General features: G+C 69.0%; 20 protein-coding genes. 5 read left to right on the top strand and 15 right to left on the bottom strand.

The annotated features are described in order from the left end of the window. Window positions 1-70: 70 nt before the first annotated feature. Window positions 71-1,003 carry an AEC family transporter gene (locus ACZ5QD_RS00315; RefSeq protein WP_006894690.1) on the top strand — a complete coding sequence of 311 codons (933 nt, stop codon included), beginning with the start codon at window positions 71-73 and terminating at the stop codon, window positions 1,001-1,003. Between the two features lie 11 nt (window positions 1,004-1,014). Here the strand turns inward: ACZ5QD_RS00315 and ACZ5QD_RS00310 are convergent, their stop codons facing one another. Genes ACZ5QD_RS00310 through ACZ5QD_RS00295 form a run of 4 tightly spaced genes read right to left on the bottom strand, consistent with a single transcriptional unit; the run spans window position 1,015 to window position 5,736 of the window. Then, window positions 1,015-1,677 (bottom strand): DUF1707 SHOCT-like domain-containing protein, encoded by a 663-nt coding sequence (locus ACZ5QD_RS00310; RefSeq protein WP_006894689.1) that lies wholly within the window; start codon window positions 1,675-1,677, stop codon window positions 1,015-1,017. Between the two features lie 30 nt (window positions 1,678-1,707). Continuing rightward, entirely contained in the window at window positions 1,708-2,286 is a 579-nt protein-coding gene (mug, locus tag ACZ5QD_RS00305) for a G/U mismatch-specific DNA glycosylase (protein WP_006894688.1), read from the bottom strand. A gap of 6 nt (window positions 2,287-2,292) precedes the next feature. Then, window positions 2,293-4,281 (bottom strand): VWA domain-containing protein, encoded by a 1,989-nt coding sequence (locus ACZ5QD_RS00300; RefSeq protein ID WP_006894687.1) that lies wholly within the window; start codon window positions 4,279-4,281, stop codon window positions 2,293-2,295. A gap of 3 nt (window positions 4,282-4,284) precedes the next feature. Beyond that, on the bottom strand, window positions 4,285-5,736 hold the full coding sequence (locus tag ACZ5QD_RS00295) for a sigma 54-interacting transcriptional regulator (RefSeq protein WP_006894686.1): 1,452 nt from the start codon (window positions 5,734-5,736) through the stop codon (window positions 4,285-4,287). A gap of 103 nt (window positions 5,737-5,839) precedes the next feature. On the opposite strand from ACZ5QD_RS00295, the gene ACZ5QD_RS00290 reads away from it, so the two are divergent. Continuing rightward, window positions 5,840-6,439 (top strand): TIGR03086 family metal-binding protein, encoded by a 600-nt coding sequence (locus tag ACZ5QD_RS00290; protein WP_045539334.1) that lies wholly within the window; start codon window positions 5,840-5,842, stop codon window positions 6,437-6,439. Between the two features lie 18 nt (window positions 6,440-6,457). Here the strand turns inward: ACZ5QD_RS00290 and ACZ5QD_RS00285 are convergent, their stop codons facing one another. The 4 genes from ACZ5QD_RS00285 to ACZ5QD_RS00270 form a co-directional block, all read right to left on the bottom strand. After that, entirely contained in the window at window positions 6,458-7,024 is a 567-nt protein-coding gene (locus ACZ5QD_RS00285; RefSeq protein WP_006894684.1) for a maleylpyruvate isomerase family mycothiol-dependent enzyme, read from the bottom strand. After that, complete coding sequence (locus ACZ5QD_RS00280) at window positions 7,021-7,515, bottom strand: SRPBCC family protein (RefSeq protein WP_045539336.1); 495 nt, start codon at window positions 7,513-7,515, stop codon at window positions 7,021-7,023. The genes ACZ5QD_RS00285 and ACZ5QD_RS00280 overlap by 4 nt, the downstream gene beginning before the upstream one ends. Further along, window positions 7,512-7,874 carry an ArsR/SmtB family transcription factor gene (locus ACZ5QD_RS00275; protein WP_006894682.1) on the bottom strand — a complete coding sequence of 121 codons (363 nt, stop codon included), beginning with the start codon at window positions 7,872-7,874 and terminating at the stop codon, window positions 7,512-7,514. Before ACZ5QD_RS00275 ends, ACZ5QD_RS00280 begins: the two co-directional genes overlap by 4 nt. A 148-nt stretch (window positions 7,875-8,022) precedes the next feature. Further along, window positions 8,023-8,418 carry a YchJ family protein gene (locus tag ACZ5QD_RS00270; protein ID WP_006894681.1) on the bottom strand — a complete coding sequence of 132 codons (396 nt, stop codon included), beginning with the start codon at window positions 8,416-8,418 and terminating at the stop codon, window positions 8,023-8,025. A gap of 96 nt (window positions 8,419-8,514) precedes the next feature. On the opposite strand from ACZ5QD_RS00270, the gene ACZ5QD_RS00265 reads away from it, so the two are divergent. From ACZ5QD_RS00265 to ACZ5QD_RS00255, 3 genes are read left to right on the top strand one after another with little or no spacing between them, the layout of a single operon-like run. Further along, window positions 8,515-8,904, top strand: coding sequence for a GntR family transcriptional regulator (locus ACZ5QD_RS00265; RefSeq protein WP_464367009.1), 390 nt, complete (start codon window positions 8,515-8,517; stop codon window positions 8,902-8,904). After that, window positions 8,901-9,827 (top strand): ABC transporter ATP-binding protein, encoded by a 927-nt coding sequence (locus ACZ5QD_RS00260; protein ID WP_222111750.1) that lies wholly within the window; start codon window positions 8,901-8,903, stop codon window positions 9,825-9,827. The genes ACZ5QD_RS00265 and ACZ5QD_RS00260 overlap by 4 nt, the downstream gene beginning before the upstream one ends. Beyond that, entirely contained in the window at window positions 9,824-10,525 is a 702-nt protein-coding gene (locus ACZ5QD_RS00255) for a hypothetical protein (protein WP_006894677.1), read from the top strand. Before ACZ5QD_RS00260 ends, ACZ5QD_RS00255 begins: the two co-directional genes overlap by 4 nt. Window positions 10,526-10,554: 29 nt before the next feature. Here the strand turns inward: ACZ5QD_RS00255 and ACZ5QD_RS00250 are convergent, their stop codons facing one another. From ACZ5QD_RS00250 to ACZ5QD_RS00220, 7 genes are all read right to left on the bottom strand, one after another. Continuing rightward, a complete protein-coding gene (locus ACZ5QD_RS00250) occupies window positions 10,555-11,310 on the bottom strand; it encodes a sulfite exporter TauE/SafE family protein (protein ID WP_006894676.1) in 756 nt (251 codons plus the stop codon). Window positions 11,311-11,355: 45 nt separating this feature from the next. After that, window positions 11,356-12,957 carry a bifunctional phosphoribosylaminoimidazolecarboxamide formyltransferase/IMP cyclohydrolase gene (gene purH / locus ACZ5QD_RS00245; RefSeq protein WP_222111751.1) on the bottom strand — a complete coding sequence of 534 codons (1,602 nt, stop codon included), beginning with the start codon at window positions 12,955-12,957 and terminating at the stop codon, window positions 11,356-11,358. After that, on the bottom strand, window positions 12,954-13,535 hold the full coding sequence (purN, locus tag ACZ5QD_RS00240) for a phosphoribosylglycinamide formyltransferase (protein WP_222111768.1): 582 nt from the start codon (window positions 13,533-13,535) through the stop codon (window positions 12,954-12,956). Before purN ends, purH begins: the two co-directional genes overlap by 4 nt. Before the next feature lie 49 nt (window positions 13,536-13,584). Then, window positions 13,585-15,012, bottom strand: coding sequence for a cell division protein PerM (locus tag ACZ5QD_RS00235; protein ID WP_222111752.1), 1,428 nt, complete (start codon window positions 15,010-15,012; stop codon window positions 13,585-13,587). 134 nt (window positions 15,013-15,146) lie between these two features. Next, a complete protein-coding gene (locus ACZ5QD_RS00230) occupies window positions 15,147-16,055 on the bottom strand; it encodes a DUF5336 domain-containing protein (RefSeq protein ID WP_222111753.1) in 909 nt (302 codons plus the stop codon). 109 nt (window positions 16,056-16,164) lie between these two features. Then, the gene (locus ACZ5QD_RS00225) at window positions 16,165-18,099 is read right to left on the bottom strand and encodes an acetoacetate--CoA ligase (RefSeq protein WP_082084029.1); all 1,935 of its coding nucleotides are present in this window, start codon (window positions 18,097-18,099) and stop codon (window positions 16,165-16,167) included. Next, the gene (locus tag ACZ5QD_RS00220) at window positions 18,096-19,748 is read right to left on the bottom strand and encodes an AMP-binding protein (protein WP_045539572.1); all 1,653 of its coding nucleotides are present in this window, start codon (window positions 19,746-19,748) and stop codon (window positions 18,096-18,098) included. The genes ACZ5QD_RS00225 and ACZ5QD_RS00220 overlap by 4 nt, the downstream gene beginning before the upstream one ends. Window positions 19,749-19,816: the final 68 nt, after the last annotated feature.

Here is a 19,816-nt window from a genome sequence, read left to right as displayed (position 1 = left end):
GATGCAAAACGCGGCGGCCCGGACGAGGTCGTGACCGGAGGGTTCGGGCGCCGCGGGCATAATGCGTCGGGTGTCTGGCGTCATCTCGGGGTTCACCGTCATCTTCATCGTCGTCGCCCTGGGTTACGTTCTCGGCCGGACGGGCAGTCTCGGCGAACACGCGGCGGCGGTGCTGGCGCGCACCGTCTTCTTCGTCTGCACACCCGCACTGCTCATACACTCTCTGGCCACCAGCGATCTGTCGGCGATCTTCTCGTCCACGCTCGTGGTCGCCTCGGCATCGGCCGTCGCCGTGGGCGCGGTCTACGCGCTGATCGCGTGGTTCTGGCTGCGCCGCGCCGTACCGGAGATCGTGATCGGCGCGTTGTCCTCCTCGTACGTCAACAGCGTGAACCTGGGTCTGCCGATCGCGATCTTCGTGCTCGACGACGCGTCGTTCATCGCTCCCCTGCTGCTGTTCCAGATCGTCTTCTATTCCCCGGTCGCCCTCGCGACCCTCGATCTGACCGCGCTGTCGGCCGAGCGACGGACCTCGACGCTGCGCACGGTGACCACGCCGTTGAAGAACCCGATCCTGGTCGGCGGCGTGATCGGCCTGATCGTCTCGGTGGCCGGATGGCATCCGCCGCAGGCCGTGATGGAACCACTGGACATGCTGGGGCAGGCCTCAGTCCCGCTGGCGCTGCTCACCTTCGGTCTCACGCTCACCGGCGTCACCGTCTTCAAGAAGGGCCAGAGTCCGCGGCGAGACGTCGCGCTGGCCGCCGCGATGAAGGTGGTCGCGATGCCGCTCGTCGCCTACGCGCTCGCACGCTGGGGATTCGGGATGACCGGGCATCGGTTGTTCGCGCAGGTCGTGATCGCCGCCCTGCCGACCGCGCAGAACGTCCTGGTCTACGCGACCAGATACCGGCGCGGTGAGGTCCTCGCCCGCGACTCGGCCCTGATCACCACGCTCCTGTCGATCCCCGTCATCGCGCTGATCGCCGCCACGCTGGCCTGACCGGCCCGCCGTCAGCGGGCACGACGGGGGCCGAGCCGGTCGGCCCGGCCGCGCCGCTGCACACGGACCCCGCCCATCAACGAGAACCCGGTGATCACCACCCGCGGGGCGCCCTCGCCGCCGGGACCGGCGGCGCTGCCGTCGAAGCCGCCCATGACAGCCCTCCCGTGCACCTCCACGGTGACGTCCGGCGGGACCACGATGTCGACGCCGCCCATGATCGCCTTGCACTTCACCGTGAGCACAGGCGCCGTGTACTCGACGTTCCGCAGGTCGAGCACCACGCCGCCCATCACTGCGGTGGCCTTCAGTCGATCACCCACGACCGCGCCCCCGCCGACTTCGGTTCCGCCGAAGAAGCCGGACGCGGACGTGACGGGATCGGCACCGGAGGCACTGACGCGGGTCTGGCCGAATGCGGCGTCGGCGGCCACCGAGCGGAGCTGATCGAGGGGCAGGTCCCGAGTCAATGCGTCCAGATCGGCCCGCGTCCGCGCGACCGAGGCATCGCCGGCGCGCCGGCTGTACTCCTCCGGAGTGAGCACGCCCATCGTCATCGCGGCCGATAGATAGGAATGAGTGCGTTCGCGGTCGGCGTCGCTGACCAGCATCGCGGCGGCATCACCGGCGGATGGCTGCGGAGCACGGGAGGTGCGGGGCTCGATGTCGCTCATCTGCCCAAGCCTAGACAAGAATCGCCCGGCTCACCGGCGACGCAGATCGCGTACCCCGGCCGCGTCCGCCGCCCGCCGGTACGCAGCCGCCAGGGTCTCGACGGTCTCGTGCGCATTCAACCCGCTCGGGTTCGGCAGTACCCAGAGCTCGGCGCCGCCGATCGACTCCGGCTGCCGGCCCACCACGGCCGTGCGGCGCCCGAACGCCGCGCGATAGGCGGTGACCCCCAGGATCGCGAGGACGCGCGGCCGCACCCGGAGCACCGTCGCCTCCAGTTCCCGACCGCCGCGCAGCAGCTCGTCCCGAGTCAGGTCGGAGGCTTTCGCGGTGGCCCGCGCGACGACATTGGTGATGCCGATCCCGGCATCGGTGAGCGCCGCGGCGTCGTCGTCGGACATCCCCGCCGATGCGTCGATCACGTGATCGGTGATGCCCGCGGCGTGCAGTGCCGGATAGAAGCGATTGCCGGGCCGGGCGAAGTGGGCCCCGGTCGCCGCGGTCCACAGCCCGGGATTGATGCCCGCGATCAGCAGCCGGCAGTCGGAGCCGATCAGATCCGGAACGGTCGCACCGATCCGGTCGAGCAGTTCCTCTCGGGTGAACCCCACCGCCGGCTACCGGGCCCGTCGCGACCGGAGGTAATCCCCGACCACGGCCGCACCGAGACCGTCGAGGTCCGGCGCCACGACGCGGCCGCCGATCCGGCGCGCGATGCGGTCGATGAACCGCGCCAGGCCGGGATCCTCGCCCAGCCGGAAGAACGTGATCTGGGTGCCCATGCGCGAGAGATGATCCAACTCCGACACCGTAAGCCCGATAGTGCGCGGATGCGGCGGGTAGAAGAAGAAGTCCTCTCCGTCCGGCTCCAGATGCGCGGTCGGCTCACCGTCGGTGACGATCAGCACCACCGGCTGGGCATTCGGGAACCGCCGGAGGTGCCGCTGCGCCAGCAACAGCGCGTGGTGCAGGTTGGTGCCCTGCTCCATCCGCGGCTCGAGCGCGGTCAATACGTCGACGGTGGTGTCGCGGGCCACGCGGCCGAACTCGATCAAGTGCAGTTCGTCGGTGCGGAACCGGGTGCTGATGAGCTGATTGAGGGCCAATGCCGTCCGCTTCATCGGAGTCCAACGGCCCTCCATCACCATGGAGAACGAGGTGTCGACGAGGAGGACGACGGCGGCCTGGGTCCGCGCCTCGGTCTCGATCACTTCGATGTCACCGACGTCGAGGCGCACGCCGTCGCCCGATGCGAGACGAGCGGCCGCGGACGGGTCCTCGGCGACGGTGCGCAACACCGCGTTGGTGACGGTGCGGGTGACGTTCCACGGCTGGGTGTCGCCGAACTGCCACTCACGGCTGCTTCCGGTGGGCTCCCCGAGCCGGCCGGCGAGGTCGGACTGCCGGTCGCCGCCGCGTGCGGACAACTGCTGGGCGATGTCACGCAGGATCGCCTGCCCGAGTCGGCGCATCGCCTTCGGACTCAACCTCGTCTGACCGTCCGGGGCGCGGTCGAAGAAGCCCTCCTCGCGCATCGCCCGGTCGAGTTCGGCGAGCGTCCGCGCATCCGCCGCGGCTTCGTCGCCGAGTTGCCGCGCGAGGGCGTCGAGGTCCACGTCCTCGAGCTGCGCCCCCGCGTATCCCTGCGACAGCTGCTCTGCCAGGTTCTCGAGCTCGGCGATATCGCGCAGCGCCGCCGCGCCCTCGCCGAGTCCCATCGGCTGATCGCCGGAGAACTCCTGGCCGCCGTTCCAGTCGAGGTCAGGCCGCGCCTGACGCAGCGCGTCGTCCATCTGCGCGAGCTGCGACATCAGCGCAGGCGAACCGAAGGCCTGCTGCGACAGTTCGGCGAGCTCCGCCTGCTGTTCGGGGGTCAGCGAGTTGAAGAACTGCTGCGCTGCGGCGGACCGGCGCGCCAGGGAGTCGATCAGCTCCTCGGTGCTGCGCGGATCCTCCGGGAAGAACTCGCCGTGCTTGTCCATGAACTCGGCGAACTGCTCGCTCGTGTCCTCGCCGCGATTGTGCGCGGCGAGCAGGTCGTTGAGATCGTCGAGCATCTCCGAGATGCGCCGACGATCGTCGTCGGTGGCGCCCTCCAGAGCCTGCTTCATTCCGGCGAACCGCTGGTCGAGCACTTCGCGCCCGAGCAGGTCGGAGATCTTCTCGTAGTCGGCGCGCGCCTGGGGACTGCGCCAGTCGTAGTCGGCGAGTTCGCGGACCGCCTGCGCCGTCGACGCCGGAAGGCTCTCGATCTGCATCTCGGCGAGCCGCGCGTCGTCGTCGAGGTCGCGCGCGAGTTGCTTGCGTTCGCTGAGCACCGCCGAATCGAGCAGTTCGCGGATCTCGTCGAACGTCCCGTCGAGGTTCCGGTTCCGTAGCAGTTCGCGCCGTCTGCGGTTCGCCATCTCCGCCAGCCGGTCCAGCCCGCGCATGTTCTCGCTCCCGCGACGGAGGAACTCGCGAAGCGCACGGTCGGGCGAGGATCCCGCCATCACGTCGTCACCGATCGCCTCCAGGGCGTCGCGGAGGTCGACGGGCGGCGCCAGCGGGTCGGGCCCGCCGGTGTAGCGCCGGTAGGACGAGCGGTGGAAGCGCCTTCTGCTCATGAGCTACGCCGTGTCGTCCTCGTCGACCTGTTCCACCAGGTAGGCGGTGCGGCCGTACTCGTCGGTGTCCTTGCCGATCCGGCGCGCGAGATACAACCCCTCCAGGGCCAGTTCGGCGGCGCTGGCGCGCTCGGCGGCGTCGGTGGAGTCCAGGCGCCGGCTGATCTCGTCGATCACCTCGGCCACCGCGCCGGTGTCGCCGAGCGCTGTCAGCACGTCGCCCGCGGGAACGCGGTCGCCGGTGAGCACCTCCTCGCCCGCCTCCAACGCCGCGACGAGCGGCGCCATGTCGACGCCGCCGAGGTGGGCCCGGACGGTGTCGGCGACGGATTTGCGGAGCAGGTAGTCAAGGATCTCGAGCTCACGCCCCTCCTCGCCGGACTCGAATTCCACTTTGCCGCGCAGCACCTCGATCACCGCGTGCAGGTCGACCGGTCGCGCGACCGGGAACTCCTCGCCGGCCACCACGGAACGATGCAGCGCGGCCGCGGCCACCGTCTCCGCACCGGCGATCGAGAACCGCGCGGACACACCCGAGCGCTGGTCGATCGACGGATGCTCGCGGGCGTAGCGGGTGAATCGCGCCAGCACCTCGATCAGATAGGACGGCACCGAGGCGACGAGGTCGGCCTCCTGCTCGATGACGTCCACCTCGTCCTGCAGGTCGAGCGGGTAGTGCGTGCGGATCTCGGCACCGAACCGGTCTTTGAGCGGAGTGATGATCCGCCCTCGATTGGTGTAGTCCTCGGGATTCGCGCTGGCCGTCACGAGGACGTCGAGGGGCAGTCGCAGGCTGTAGCCGCGGACCTGGATGTCTCGCTCCTCCATCACATTGAGCATCGACACCTGGATCCGTTCGGCGAGGTCGGGCAGCTCATTGATCGCGATGATGCCGCGATGAGCCCGCGGGATGAGACCGAATGCGATGGTCTCCGGATCGCCCAGACTCCGCCCCTGGGCCACCTTCATCGGGTCGATGTCGCCGACCAGGTCGGCCACCGAGGTGTCCGGGGTCGCGAGCTTCTCGCTGTACCGTTCGCTGCGGTGCCGCCATGCCACCGGCAGCGCGTCACCGAGCTCCGCGGCCCGCCGGATCGAGGCGGGCAGGATCGGGTTGTACGGATGCTCGTCGAGTTCGGAGCCGTCGATGACCGGCGTCCATTCGTCGAGCAGCCCGGCCAGCGTGCGCAGCAGCCTGGTCTTGCCCTGTCCGCGCTCACCGAGCATCACCACGTCGTGCCCCGCGATCAACGCGCGTTCGAGCTGCGGGATCACGGTGTCGTCGAATCCGACGATGCCGTCCCACGGGTCGTCGCCCGCGCGCAGCGCCGTCAGCAGATTGTTGCGGATCTCGTCCCGGACGTCACGTTCCACGTGCCCGGAGGCACGCAGTTCGCCGACGGTGGTGAGAGCCGGTGCAGGAGTGTCGATATCGGTGACAGCCACGTCATCCACGCTACCTCCCGATCCGGCCCGCCCGCTGAAGGCGGCGAATTCGTCCGTGGTCTGTCAGTGCTCGTCGATACGCTCTACTCACCTCTTCGGAAGGATTCGCATCATGTCCTCGAACACCGCTCCCTGGGATTCCCTCGACACCTACGACAACGGGCTGACCTTCTTCACCGGCGTGGTGGAGACCGTGCCCGCCGACCGCTGGACCGCTCCGTCTCCCTGCGACGGATGGACGGCACTGGACGTCCTCGGGCACGTGGGCGAGGCGGCACTGGTCGGCGCGCGCATACTCCGCGGGGGCGAGCGCGAGTTCAACAGACACGATCCGCCCTCGTCGGCGGTCGAGGGCGACCCGGCGGTGTGGTGGGCGGCCGCAGCGGCACAGGCCCGTCAGGCACTGGCCGAGGTGACCGATCTGGACCGCGAGGTCGACAGCCCCGTCGGACGCCGGACGGTCAGGGAGGGTCTGTCCTTCCCCGCGGTGGACTTGTACCTGCACGGTTGGGACCTCGCCGCGGCCACCGGCTCGCGCGTGCGGTTCCCGGCCGAAGCCGTCCAGTTCATCCGCGACGTCTTCGCCCACGTCCCCGACGAGGTGACCCGCAGGCCCGGCGTTTTCGGCGCCCCCGTCGAGGTCGGCGCGGATCGCGACGAGACGGACCACATCCTCGGATTCGCCGGCCGGGACCCGGACTGGTCTGCCTGAGGGCCCTGCTCCGGACGGCTATCGGGCGTCGGCGAAGTGCGGGTCGCGGCCGATGAACGCCGCCAGGCGCATCACTGGGTCGGCGCCGGCCGGTGCGGTCTTCGCGGGACCGTACTGACCGGACGAGCGCAGCACCTCTTCCATCCCCCGCAGTCCGTCCAGCAACTGCGCCGCGAACTCCGCGTCCAGGTCCGGGCGACGGCCGCTCGCCTGCGCGAGATCCCAGGTGTGCATGAACACGTCGGCTGTGTAGAAGCGGTCGACGGCATCAGCCAGCGGCATCGTGCCCACCCTCGGGTGCGAGAACTCGACGTCGTCGCGCATGAACAGCTCCTGGACACGCGCCGAGTGCGCCGACCAGACGGCGGCCGGATCGTCGGCCGACGGCGCCGCGTCGAACCGAACGCCGCCGTCGGCGAGAAACGCCGGAAACCACCCGGTGAGGTGGGCGACGACGTCCCGTGCCCGCCAGCCGTCGACGGGCGACGGCGCGTCCCAGTCGGCCGTGGCGGCCGCCTGCGAACCGAAGTCGGAGGCGACCACGCGGTGACGATCGGACGCCGTGAGACCGCTCAGTCGGCTCACGCCCGGACCTCGCCGTCGGCGAGCAATCGGTCGAGCTTCGCATAGCCCTCCCGCACGCCGACCTCCATACCCGACCGCAGCCAGGCGTCACGGACCTCGATGGAGTCGCAGAGCGACTGCGCCTCCAATCGGGTGCGCCCGTCGCCCAGATCGATGAAGCGGAGGGTCTCCAACGACACCTCGTCGGGCATGCCCTCGAAGGTGAAAGTCTGAACGATGCGATCGTCGCCGACGGTGTGGAAGCAGCCCCGGAACCCGAACTCCTGCCCCTCGTGTTCGGAGACGTACCGCCATTCGCCGCCGCTGCGGGCATCCCAGATCACGACGCGCGAGGTGATGGCGTCGGGTCCCACCCACCGCATGAAAAGTTCCGGGTCGAGGTGCGCTTTGGCGAGTTGGGCCGGTGTGGCCCGGAAGTCGCGGGTGATCCGGATGATCGGCAGCGCCGGGTCGGCGTCGATCGCGGCTTCGGGATAGGTCTCGGTGTTCATGATGCGGCCCCTTCGGTGTCGGTGGAGTGCGCGGCATCGGCGCCCGTCATCTCTGCGAGGACTGCGTCGAGCCGCTGGTACCGCGCTTCCGCTCGGCGGCGATACCGTTCGATCCATTTGGCCATCAGGTCGAAGACCTCGGTCTCCAGGTGCACCGGACGTCGTTGCCCGTCCCGTGAGCGCGTCACCAGGCCGGCCTCTTCGAGCACCTTCAGATGCTTGGAGATCGCCTGCACGCTGACGTCGTAGGGTTCGGCGAGCTGCCCCACGGTCGCGTCCGCGGACGTGAGACGCGCGACCATGTCTCGACGCGTCGGATCTGCCAGTGCCGCGAATATGAGAGACAACTCGTCGGCCATCGCCGTCGACCTCCTTATTCAACCAAATGGTTGTCTACGAGTAGACGCCGCGTGAGGTGCGTTGTCAACCCCTTGGTTGAGTATCGACGACTGCCGCCTGTCGCAGGAGAACGCCGCGGCAGCCCGTTCACAGCGCGTGGCGGCCGCTTCACCCCGCGTGCACGCCGTCCACGTAGAGCCAGACACGGCCGACTCGGACGAATCTGCTGCGCTCGTGCAGTTCACCGCGGCCTCCGGAGTCGCGGAAGACGGCAGTGAAGGCGACGACACCCGTCTGATGAAAGGGCGACCCGTCCACGACCTCGTCGATATGGAGATGCAGCCAGCGCGTGCCGGGGTCGGGCGCACACTCGTCCGGCCTGGTGTCCGGATGCCAGGTCGCGAGCAGGTGCTCCTCGTCACCGAGCGCGAACGCCGTGAACCTGCTGCGCATCAACGCTTCGGCCGTCGGCGCCGGCCTCCCCACACCGAGGCCCGTGAGGTAGCGCCCGCAACACTCCGACAGCACCTCTCCCGAACCGCACGGGCATCGCCGATCGCTCATTCGGCCAACCTATCGCACCGCACCCCTTGACAACCTCCGACGACTGGTTGCATGGTTAGTTAGTCGAGTAATTAACCAAGAAACCGAGGCGGTCCAATGATTGACGACGGGAGGGCCATCTTCCAGCAGGTCGCCGACCACGTTGCCGATTCGATCATCGACGGCACCCTGCCCGAGGAGACTCGCGCGCCCTCCACCACCGAACTCGCCGCCTTCTACCGCATCAATCCCGCGACCGCAGCGAAGGGCATCAACCTGCTCGTCGACCAAGGCGTCCTCTACAAGAAGCGCGGCGTGGGAATGTTCGTCGCCGCCGGGGCCCGCGCCGCGTTGAGCGTGCGTCGCCGGGAGGCCTTCGCCGACCGGTTCGTAACTCCGCTGCTGGTGGAGTCACGCCGGCTGAACCTGACCACCGACGACGTCGTCGCCCTCATTCACGAACGTTCCACCACCATCGATCAGCCGTCGGAAGGAGTCCGGCCATGACCAGCCAGACCAGCGCACCCGCCATCAGCGCGCGAGGCCTCACCAAGCGATACGGATCGACGAACGCCCTCGACGACGTGAGCTTCGACCTTCCGGCGAACACCGTCTGCGGGCTGTTCGGCCGCAACGGCGCGGGCAAGACCACGCTGATGTCGATCCTCACCGCTCAGAACTTCGCGACGTCCGGTGAGCCCCGGATCTTCGGCGAAGACCCGTACGAGAACACGCACGTCCTGCCGCACATCTGCTTCGTACGCGAGAGCCAGCGCTACCCCGAGGACTCCACTCCGGCCCAGGCTTTCCAGATGGCACGGTTGTTCTTCCCGAACTGGGACCAAGAACTCGCCGACCGCCTCGTGGAGGAGTTCCGGCTTCCCGACTGCCGGCGCATCAAGAAGCTCTCCCGGGGTCAGCTGTCCGCGGTCGGAGTCATCATCGGCCTCGCCTCCCGCGCCGACGTGACCTTCTTCGACGAGCCCTACCTCGGTCTCGACGCCGTCGCCCGACAACTGTTCTACGACCGTCTCCTCGAGGACTACAGCGACTTCCCCCGCACCATTCTGCTGTCGAGCCATCTCATCGACGAGGTCTCGAACCTCGTCGAGCAGGTGCTCGTGGTCGACGAGGGCAGGCTCGTCCTGAACGAGTCGGCCGACGACCTCCGCGGCATGGCGTTCACCGTGGTCGGCGCCGAATCCGCCGTCGACGCCTTCATCGGCGACCGCGAAGAACTGCACCGCGACCGACTCGGCTCCGTCGCCTCGGTGACCGTCCTGGGACGACTCGAGGACACCGACCTGGCCGAACTGTCCGCCCGCGGCATCGCCACCGCTCCGGTCTCGATGCAGGAACTGATCGTCCGTCTCACCACTCGCGCCGACCGGCGTGAGCCAACCTCTCGTCCGATGGGAGCCTCGCGATGAACCGCACAGCGAACGTCGTCCGCATGCAACTGATCAACAAGAAGATCTTCGTCTGGCTGCCGCTGACGATCTTCGGCGCCGCATTCGCGATCTCGCTGATCATCTACGGGGCGATCTACGCCTCGGTCAGCGACCTCACCGACCCGATCTACGGCGGCGCATCACAGGCACCCCTCTGGTACTTCGCCGTGATCGGCATCCAGGCGATGTCGCTGACCTTCCCGTTCTCCCAGGCCATGAGCGTCACTCGTCGCGAGTTCTATCTAGGGACCACCCTCACCGCCCTCCTCGCGTCCATCGGCCTCGCCGTGCTGTACGTGATCGGCGGCCTGATCGAGAAGGCCACCGACGGTTGGGGGATCGACGGCTACTTCTTCGCGGTGCCGTGGATCTGGAACCAGGGACCCGCGGCCGCCGGCCTGCTGTACTTCATGGCGCCGATGCTCACGTTCACCATCGGTTTCTTCGCCGCCACCGTGTACAAGCGGTTCGGCATGCTGACACTGGTCCTCATCGGCATCGGTCTGGCCGCGGCGATCGCCCTCGCGATCTTGGGCATCAGTCTCGGCGGCGGCTGGCCGGCCGTCGGACGCTGGTTCACCGGTCTCACGCCGGTCGCGGTAGGCGGTTACGGGCTCGTCCTGGTGGCGGCGCTGTCGGGCGTCTCGTACGCGACTCTGCGGCGAGCGATTCCTTAGGACGCGTACGGCTCAGGTACGCGTACGGCTCAGCCGGCCGGACGGAGGCCCAGCCATACCGCGAGTCCGAGACCGCACAGACCGATCGCGATCCGCAGGGGCCGGGCAGGCAGCCGAGCGACCAGCGGCGGCCCCATCCAGCCGCCGAGCAGACAGCCGATGCCCATCGCCACCGCCGCCGGCCAGTGCACCGGACCGAAGACGATGAAGGCGACGGCCGCGACCGCATTGGCGACGCCCAGAAGCGCCGATTTCAGCAGCATGGAGTGCCACAGCGGCAGACTCGTCAGGAGCAGCGCGAGCGCGAGAAAGATCACGCCGGCTCCCGCACCGAAATAGCCGCCGTAGATCGACACCACGAACACCGCGACCGGCCAGGCCACCGGACGGTCGGAGCCGTGCTCGATCCACCGTCGAAGACCGGGCTGCGCCAGCAGCGCGACCGACGCCAGCGCCACCAGGTACGGAACGACGTATCCGAACGCCGCGGCGGGCGCCAGCAGCAGCAACGCCGCACCCACGATTCCGCCGGCCAGCGCCATCAGCGACGAGCGCAGCAGCGACCGGCCGCCGTCGTCGGCAGTGAGCGCCCGGCCCGACTTCGCGAAGCTCCCCACACCGACGGCGACCAGGGCCACCGTGTTGGTGACATTGGCGGACAGGGGCGTCAGGCCCGCCGCGAGCAGCGCCGGATAGCTCACGATAGAAGCCAGCCCGGTCACGTAGCCGACCACGCCCGCACCGAATCCCGCGGCCACGAGTGCGAGGAGCCCGATCACCGTCATGCGACCAGAGCGCTGTTCATGCGCGCCTCACGTGCCGTACGGCACTCAGTGTGCGAAGTGACGCGCCCCGGTCAGGTACATCGTGACGCCCGCAGCCTTGGCGGCCTCGATCACCTCGTTGTCGCGGACCGAACCGCCCGGCTGGACCACCGCGCGCACGCCGGCGTCGATCAGCACCTGAAGACCGTCGGGGAACGGGAAGAAGGCGTCGGACGCACCGACCGCGCCCGCCGCACGTTCGCCCGCCCGGTTCACCGCCAGATGCGCGGAGTCGACGCGGTTGACCTGACCCATTCCGACGCCGACCGACGCACCGTCGGAGGCGAGCAGAATGGCGTTCGACTTGACCGCACGGCAGGCACGCCAGGCGAAGACCAGATCGCGCAGCGTCTGCTCGTCGGCCGCGGTACCCGTGGCGAGCGTCCAGTTGGCCGGATCGTCGCCCTCGGCGTCGATCACGTCGCGCTCCTGCAGAAGCAACCCGCCCGAGACCGGACGCATCTCGATACCGCTCTCGGCCGGAGCCTGCGCGACGAGGATGCGGATGTTCTTCTTCCGCGAGAGGACGTCCACCGCGCCGTCGGCGTAGCTCGGCGCGATGATGACCTCGGTGAAGATCTCCGCCACCTGCTCGGCCATCTCGACCGACACCTCGCGGTTGGTGGCGATCACGCCCCCGTACGCGCTGACCGGATCGCAGGCGTGCGCCTTGCGGTGCGCTTCGGCGATGTCGGCCCCCACCGCGATGCCGCAGGGGTTCGCGTGTTTGATGATCGCGACCGCCGGTTCGGCGTGGTCGTAGGCGGCACGCCAAGCGGCGTCGCCGTCGGTGTAGTTGTTGAACGACATCTCCTTGCCGTGCAGCTGCTCGGCCTGAGCCAGCCCCGGTGCTGCGTCGGTGTCGACGTAGAGCGCGGCCGCCTGATGCGGGTTCTCCCCGTAGCGCAGGGTGGCCGACCGCTTCCAGGTGGCGCCGGCCCACACGGGGAACTGCGCGCCGGTGGTCGCACCCGGTTCGCCTGCGGTCTCCTCCGACGGCGCGACCACCGAGGTCATCCACGAGGCGACGGCGACGTCGTAATCGGCTGTATGACGGAAGGCCTTGGCCGCCAGCTGCTTCCGCTGTGCCAGGGTGAACCCGCCACCGGCGACGGCGGCGGCTGCGTCCGGGTAGTCGGCGGGATCCACCACCACGCCCACCGACGGGTGGTTCTTGGCGGCGGCACGGACCATCGAAGGACCGCCGATGTCGATCTGCTCGACGCACTCGTCGGGGGCGGCACCGGAGGCGACGGTCTCGGTGAACGGGTACAGGTTCACGACCACCAACTCGAAGGGCGCCACGCCCAGCTCGTCGAGCTGCGCCAGATGATCGTCCTTGCGAGTGTCGGCCAGGATGCCCGCGTGCACCCGCGGATGCAGGGTCTTGACCCGCCCCTCGAGGCACTCCGGGAAGCCGGTCAGTTCGCTGACCTCGACCACCGGAACGCCCGCACCGGCGATGGTCTTGGCGGTGGAGCCGGTCGAGACGATCTCGACCCCCGCGCCGTGGAGGGCGGTCGCCAGTTCGGTGAGCCCGCTCTTGTCATAGACGCTGATCAGCGCGCGCTTCACCGCGCGAGCTCCGGAGTCTGCAGGTGCATTCACTTGATGTGTGCCTTTCGTCCATCTGTGACAACGCCACGGGTCACGACCGCATGCACCACTTCCGGCAGCAGCACACGTTCGACTTCTTTGATGCGTTCGTGAAGGGTCTCTTCGGAATCGTCGGGCAGCACCTCCACGATGCGCTGCGCGAGGATCGGTCCGGTGTCGACGCCGTCGTCGACGAGGTGCACCGTGGTGCCGGTGACCTTGACGCCGTACGCGAGGGCGTCGGCGACCCCGTGCGCGCCGGGGAACGCGGGCAGCAGCGCGGGATGCGAGTTGAGGATCCGGCCGCCGAAACGGTCGAGGAATGCGGGGCCGAGGATCTTCATGAAGCCTGCGGTGACCACCCACTCCGGGGCCAACTCCGCGACCGAGGCGGTGAGCGCCGCGTCCCACGCCTCACGGTCGGGGTACTCCCGCAACTCGCAGAGGATCACGGGCAGGTCGGCGTCGACGGCGCGGTCGGCGGCCCCGCAGTCGCGGTCGACCACTACGCCGACGACGCGGAAGGGTGCGTCGTCGGTTGCTGCGAGGTCGAGGACTGCGGCCATCAACGATCCGGTGCCGGATGCCATGACGACCACGGGCACACGGGCGTCCTGGGCTGATGTCACGACCTACAGCTTAGTTGTCCAGCTCCCGCACTGAACCGGGAGGTCGGTCGCCCGCCGGGGGTCCGTGTTCTGCGCCACTCGCGACCGCCGGATCGACGTCGTCGAGCGCCTCGGTCCCGTCCTCGTCACCCGAGTCCGGATCTTGGTCCGAATCCGCGTCCGCTCCCGGGTTCGAGTCCGCATCCGCGTCCACCGGTTCCGGCTCGTCGAGCAGTTCGTCAAGATCCAGGTCGGGAGCCCCGGACGCCCGCCGACCGCCGAACCTGCGGTTGAGCCAGAGGATCCCGGCGGTCGCCGTCGCCGTCACCCCGAGCGCGGTCAGCGTGAAGACCCCAGCCAGCGGAACACTGACGCCGGCCTCCCCCATCTCGCCGAGCGTGCCGCCCGAGAACGCCACAGCCACCACCATCAGCAGTGAGGCCACCGCCGCCCCCACGCCGATCGCCCGCAGATGGGCGACGAGGTCGTCACTGCGGGTGTGCCAGCCGATCAGCACACCGGCCAGTGCGGGCACGGCGTAGAGCAACGCCCCCCAGGCGCCGAGATCGGAGCCGGGGACCACCGCCGCGATCGGCACCGGCGGCAGCGTCCCCGGATGCGTGCTCAGCGCATCGATCGTCGTGCCGCCCAGCGTCGCGCTCGCGCCCGCGGTGACGGCCGCGGCGTTCACCACGAAGTTCGGCAGGTAGAGGATCGACAACACCGACAGCCCGAGGTAGCCGTCGAAGGTGTTGCCTCGCGAGAGGAGATCGGAGACCGCGCCGAGATGCGCGAGGAAGCCCGCGAACACGGCAACCCCGCCCCCGGCGATCAAGGCGAAGAAGGCGGCGACCCCGGCTTCGGCGCCGATCCGGTCGGACGCCGCGACGGCGAACTCATCGAGGAACGGCCCGATCACGCGAGGGACCACGCCTGCCAGCGCCGCCACACCGTGGACCACGATCGTCATGCCGAACGCGGCGAGCGGACTCGGACTGCCCACCGGACCGGACGAACTGCCGTCGGCGACCACCGCGAGAGCGAGCGCGGTCGCGACCAGTGGCCCGACCACAGCCGTTCCAGCGATGCGCAGGAGCTCGTTGAACGAGGTCGCGTCGACCGTCGCCCGACGGACCACGCGGTACGTTCCGTATCCGATCAGGAGTGTCGGAACCAGCGGAAGCACCCCGATGGTGACGCCGCCGACGGTCAGCGCCGTCTGATTGGCCGCGAGCCATCCGGCCGCGGTCGCAGACCCGAAGCTGGAGAACCCCGCGCCCGCCGCGACCTTGGTGATCAGCACGATCACCGCCGACACCAGCCAGGCGACGGTCGGAACGGTGAGCCCGACCTTGATCACGTCCCAGGTGGCGGGCAGTTTCGGCTCCTGGTCGGCACGGCGGGCCAGACGGACCTGCCGAAGACGGGCCGCCAGATTCGAAGTTGAAGGCGCGGACATCGCTTACCAGGGTGTCACGGTCCGGCAGTCGAGCCCCGCCGACGCGCCGCACTCCCCTGCCCCGAACGAAAAACTGTCGAGTTCGTACCCCGTACGGGTACGAACTCGACAGTTTCTTGACTGAGCGAGCAGTGCTACTGCTTGTCGGCATCCTCCGGCTTCACGAAGGCGGTGGTCGCCCCGGCGTCCGAGGCCGGCGGGGTGTCGGACTGACCGTAGGACGGTGTCGCCGACGGCTGGCCGTAACTCGAACCGGGCTGGTAGGAGGCCTGCGCCTGCTGACCGTATCCGGCCGCCGGCTGCTGGGCCGCCTGCTGCTGGGCCTGCTGACCGTAGCCGTGGCCGTACGACGACGCCGCGGGATCCGCCGCCGGCGCCGCGTGGGCGGCGGCGGGAGTCGCGACCGCGGCCGACGCGTCGGCTGCGGCCGTCTTGATCTGACCCGCCTCGATGAGCAGCCACACCACCGCGGCCAGGAAGGCCAGGATGGAGGTGATCAGCAGGATGATCGCGCCGGCTCCCTTGCCCGCGTCAGCGGTCGCGAACTGGAACACCGTGATGAGGGCACCGACGGTCGACAGCGCGAACACCACGCCTGCGACCCACTTCTCAGTACCGAGCAGGAAGGTCACGAGAGCCAGCACACCCGCGACGGCGATCAGACCGTACGGGGTCGCGAACTCGGTCTCGAACAGCTTCGCGCTGTACTGGGCACCGTACGGACCGGTCTCCTTGAAACCCGCCACGAAGCCGCAGAACAGCGTGATGACGCCGAGCGCGCCGATGACGGCGGCGAGGATGGTCGTCGTGTTGGCGGGAAGGCCCTGACTCGCGGGCTGCTGCGGCTGCTGGTAGCCGTAGCCCTGCTGGCCGTACTGCTGCTGCGCCGCGTACTGCTGGCCGTAGCCGGCCTGCTGCCCGTACTGCTGCTGGCCGTACTGCTGCTGACCGTAGCCGGACTGCTGGCCGTACTGCTGACCGTAGGCCGACTGGGATCCGGCGTCGCCCTGGCCATAGCCAGACCCCGACTGCGGGTACGTCATCCGATCACTCCTCGTGAGACTAGGGCCACCGTGGGCGATGGCCGGCGAACTTCTGGTCCACGCTAATACACGTCCCTGTCTGTCCGCTGAACGCCGTCCATCGGTCGAATCACCAGCGATGGGCTCTTCCCTGCTCGGCGTACCACTCGATGAGGCCGTAGTCGTCGACCGACTTCGGATCCACGTTGACCTCGCTCCGGCCGGCGAGAATCGCCGTGACCGGCACTTCCAGCTTCTTCCCCGTCCGGGTGTGCGGGATGCCCGGCGCGAGGATCATCTCGTCGGGAACGTGCCGCGGCGACAACCGAGTCTTCACCTCGGCGGCGACACGCGCGGACAGTTCATCGGTGAGTTCGGCACCGGGGACCAGGGTCACGAACAGCGGCATCCAGTATTTGCCGTCCGGTCCGTCGACGCCGAGCACGAAGGCCTCGGCGATCTCCGGCATACCCTCGACCACCTCGTAGATGTCGGCCGAACCCATGCGGATGCCGTGCCGGTTCAGCGTCGCATCGCTGCGGCCGTGGATCACCAGCGATCCGCGCTCGGTGACGGTGACCCAGTCACCGTGCCGCCACACCGGCTTCGCCGGGCCCTCGCCCTCCCATTCGTGAGCGAAGTACGCCTTCCGGTAGCGCTCCCCGTCGGGGTCGTTCCAGAATCTGACCGGCATGGACGGCATCGGCGTAGTGACGACCATCTCGCCCACTTCGCCGATCAGCGGCCGCCCGCTCGGCGACCAGCTCTCGAGTCCGACGCCGAGATAGCGTGCCGACAGTTCCCCGGCGACCACCTCCACTCCCGTGGTGCCACCCGCGAATGCGCTCACGACGTCGGTGCCACCGCTGATCGAGGACACCGGCAGACCCGCCTTCACGTTCTCGTCGATCCATCCGAACAGATCCGCCGCGAGCGTCGAACCGGTGCTGCCCAGCAGCCGCAGCGCCGAGAGGTCGTGGTCCGCGCCGGGATGGAGTCCGGCCTTCCGCGAGGCCTGCAGCTGTCCCGGGCTGGTGCCGAAGAAGGTGACCCGTTCGTCGGCCACGATCTGCCAGAGGCGGTCCGCGTCCGGGTAGAGCGGCGAACCGCTGTACGTGATGATCCGGGCCCCCACCAGCAGCCCGGCGACCTGGTAGTTCCACATCATCCACGACAGGGCCGTCTGCCAGAAGAAGACCGACTCGGTGTCCAGATCCGACTGGATCGCCGCCGCCTTCAGGTGCTCGAGCACCACGCCGCCGTGCCCGTGGACGATGCCTTTGGGGCGGCCCGTGGTGCCCGAGGAGAACAGCACCCACAGCGGATGATCGAACGCGACCTTCACCGGCTCGGGACGGCGACTCTCGTCCGCGATCACCTCCGACCAGCGCACCACTGCGGCGCCGGGGTCGCCGACCATGATGTGCGTGACCTCGTCGCCGAGCAGTCCGGCGAGCGTGACCGAGTCGGCACGCTTGTCGACCTCCTTGCCGTTGTATCGGTAGCCCGCGGCGGAGACGAGCACCGTGGGCTCCAACTGCGCGAGCCGGCCGGCCGCACCCTCCGGCGCATAGTCCTGACCGCAACCCGACCAGATCGCGCCCAGTGACGCGGTGGCGAGGAACGCGATCACGGCCTCCGGGATGTCGGGCAGGTACGCCGCGACGACGTCGCCGCGGCCGACACCCGCCTCGCGGAGCGCGTGCGCGACGGCGCCGACCCGAACCGGGAGTTCGGCCCACGTGACCGATGTGCGGTTGCCGTCCTCGTCCAATCCGACGATCGCCTCGCCGGGCAGATCCGCATGTCTCAGCACCACGTCGACGTAATTCAGTGCCGTACCGGGGAACCACACCGCACCGGGCATGGTGTCGTCGGCGAGCACCGCGTCGTCCCCGTCGCCCAGCGGCGTCTCGGCGATCTCGTCGAGCGCGAAGAAATCCCACACGCACCGCCAGAAGCCCGGCAGATCGGTCACCGACCGTTGCCAGACGTCGTCGTATGAGGTCAGCGGCGCTCCGGCGCGCTCGGAGAACTTCTCGGCGAAACGATCGAAGACGGTCACGACCCCAGCCCCAGGACCTCGATCGCGCGTTCGCGCATCTCCACTTTGCGCACCTTGCCGGTGACGGTCATCGGGAACTCGTCGACGATCTGCACGTACTTGGGAATCTTGTGACGGGAGATGTGACCGGTGGCGAACTCACGGATCGAGTCCGCGGTCAGTTCGTCCGCGCCTTCGCGAACCCGGATCCAGGCCATCAGTTCCTCGCCGTACTTCTCGTCCGGGACACCGATCACCTGGGCGTCGATGATGTCCGGATGCGTGTAGAGGAACTCCTCGATCTCACGCGGGTAGATGTTCTCTCCGCCGCGGATCACCATGTCCTTGATGCGGCCGGTGATTCTGACGTATCCGTTGTCGGCCATGACCCCGAGGTCGCCGGTGGCCATCCAGCCGTCGGCGTCGAGCACCTCGGCGGTCTTCTCCGGATCGTTCCAGTAGCCCTTCATCACCGAGTACCCGCGGGTGCGGAACTCGCCGGTCTCACCGCGCGGCAGGGTCTCGCCGGTCAGCGGGTCGGCGATCTTGATCTCCAAGTGCGGCCCGACACGGCCGACCGTCCCCACGCGAAGGTCGAGGTCGTCGTCCATGCGCGTCTGCGTCGAGACCGGGCTGGTCTCGGTCATGCCGTAGCAGATCGACACCTGCGACATGTTCATCTCGTCGATCACCCGGCGCATCACCTGCTCCGGGCACGGCGAGCCCGCCATGATGCCGGTACGCAGGGAGGACAGGTCGAAGGCGGTGCCCTCGTCGGCGCTCGAGTCCAGGAGAGCCAACTCGGCGATGAACATCGTCGGCACGCCGTAGAGGCTGGTGCACCGATACTTCTCGACCGCCGCGAGTGTGGCTTTCGGATCGAAGGCCGGGGCGGGGATCACCATGGCGCAGCCGAAGGCGATCGCCGCGAGGTTGCCCATCACCATGCCGAAGCAATGGTAGAAGGGCACCGGCAGGCAGATGCGGTCGTGCTGGGTGTACTCCAGCAGCGATCCGACCAGGTAACCGTTGTTGCCGATGTTGAGATGAGTGAGCGTGACGCCCTTCGGCGCGCCGGTGGTACCGGACGTGTACTGGATGTTGATCGGATCGTCCGGGTTCAGTCCGGCCGCGATCTCGGCGATCTCGGCCACCTCCGCCGCCGACGGCGGGGTCAGCATCTCGGCGAAGGCATCCGACTCGAACAGCACCACCTCGCGCAGGTCCGGCGTCTGGTCGCGCACGTCCTCGAGCATGACGGCGTACTCCGAGTCGCGGAAGCTCGTGGCCGCCAGCACCAGCGAGGTGCCCGACTGCTTGAGTGCGTACGCGAGCTCGTGGCGCCGGTACGACGGATTGATCACGACCAGGATCGCGCCGATCTCGGCGGCCGCGAACTGAGTCAGCACCCACTCGAACCGGTTCGGGGCCCAGAGCCCCACGCGATCGCCCGGCGCCACCCCGTGCCGGAGAAGTCCGGCCGCCAACGCCACGACGTCGCGGCGGAACTCGGCGTACGTCCAGGTCCGGTCGACGGCGGCGTCGATCAGGGCGTCGGAGTCCGGATAGCTGCCCGCGGTGGCGGCGAGGGTCGCACCGATCGTCTGGGTGAGAAGTGGGGGCTCGGTCTCCCCGATCGCGTACGAGGGGGCGGCGGCTGTGCCGGTCATGGTGTCCTCCGTGAGGGTTGAGGTGTCTCGTGGGGGTCGGGTGGGTCGGTCGGATGCGGGGGCGAGTG

The sequence above is a fragment of the Gordonia sp. J1A genome (assembly GCF_055393515.1).
Note: the sequence above shows the minus strand (reverse complement) of the source record. Positions and strands in the feature narration are given on the sequence as shown.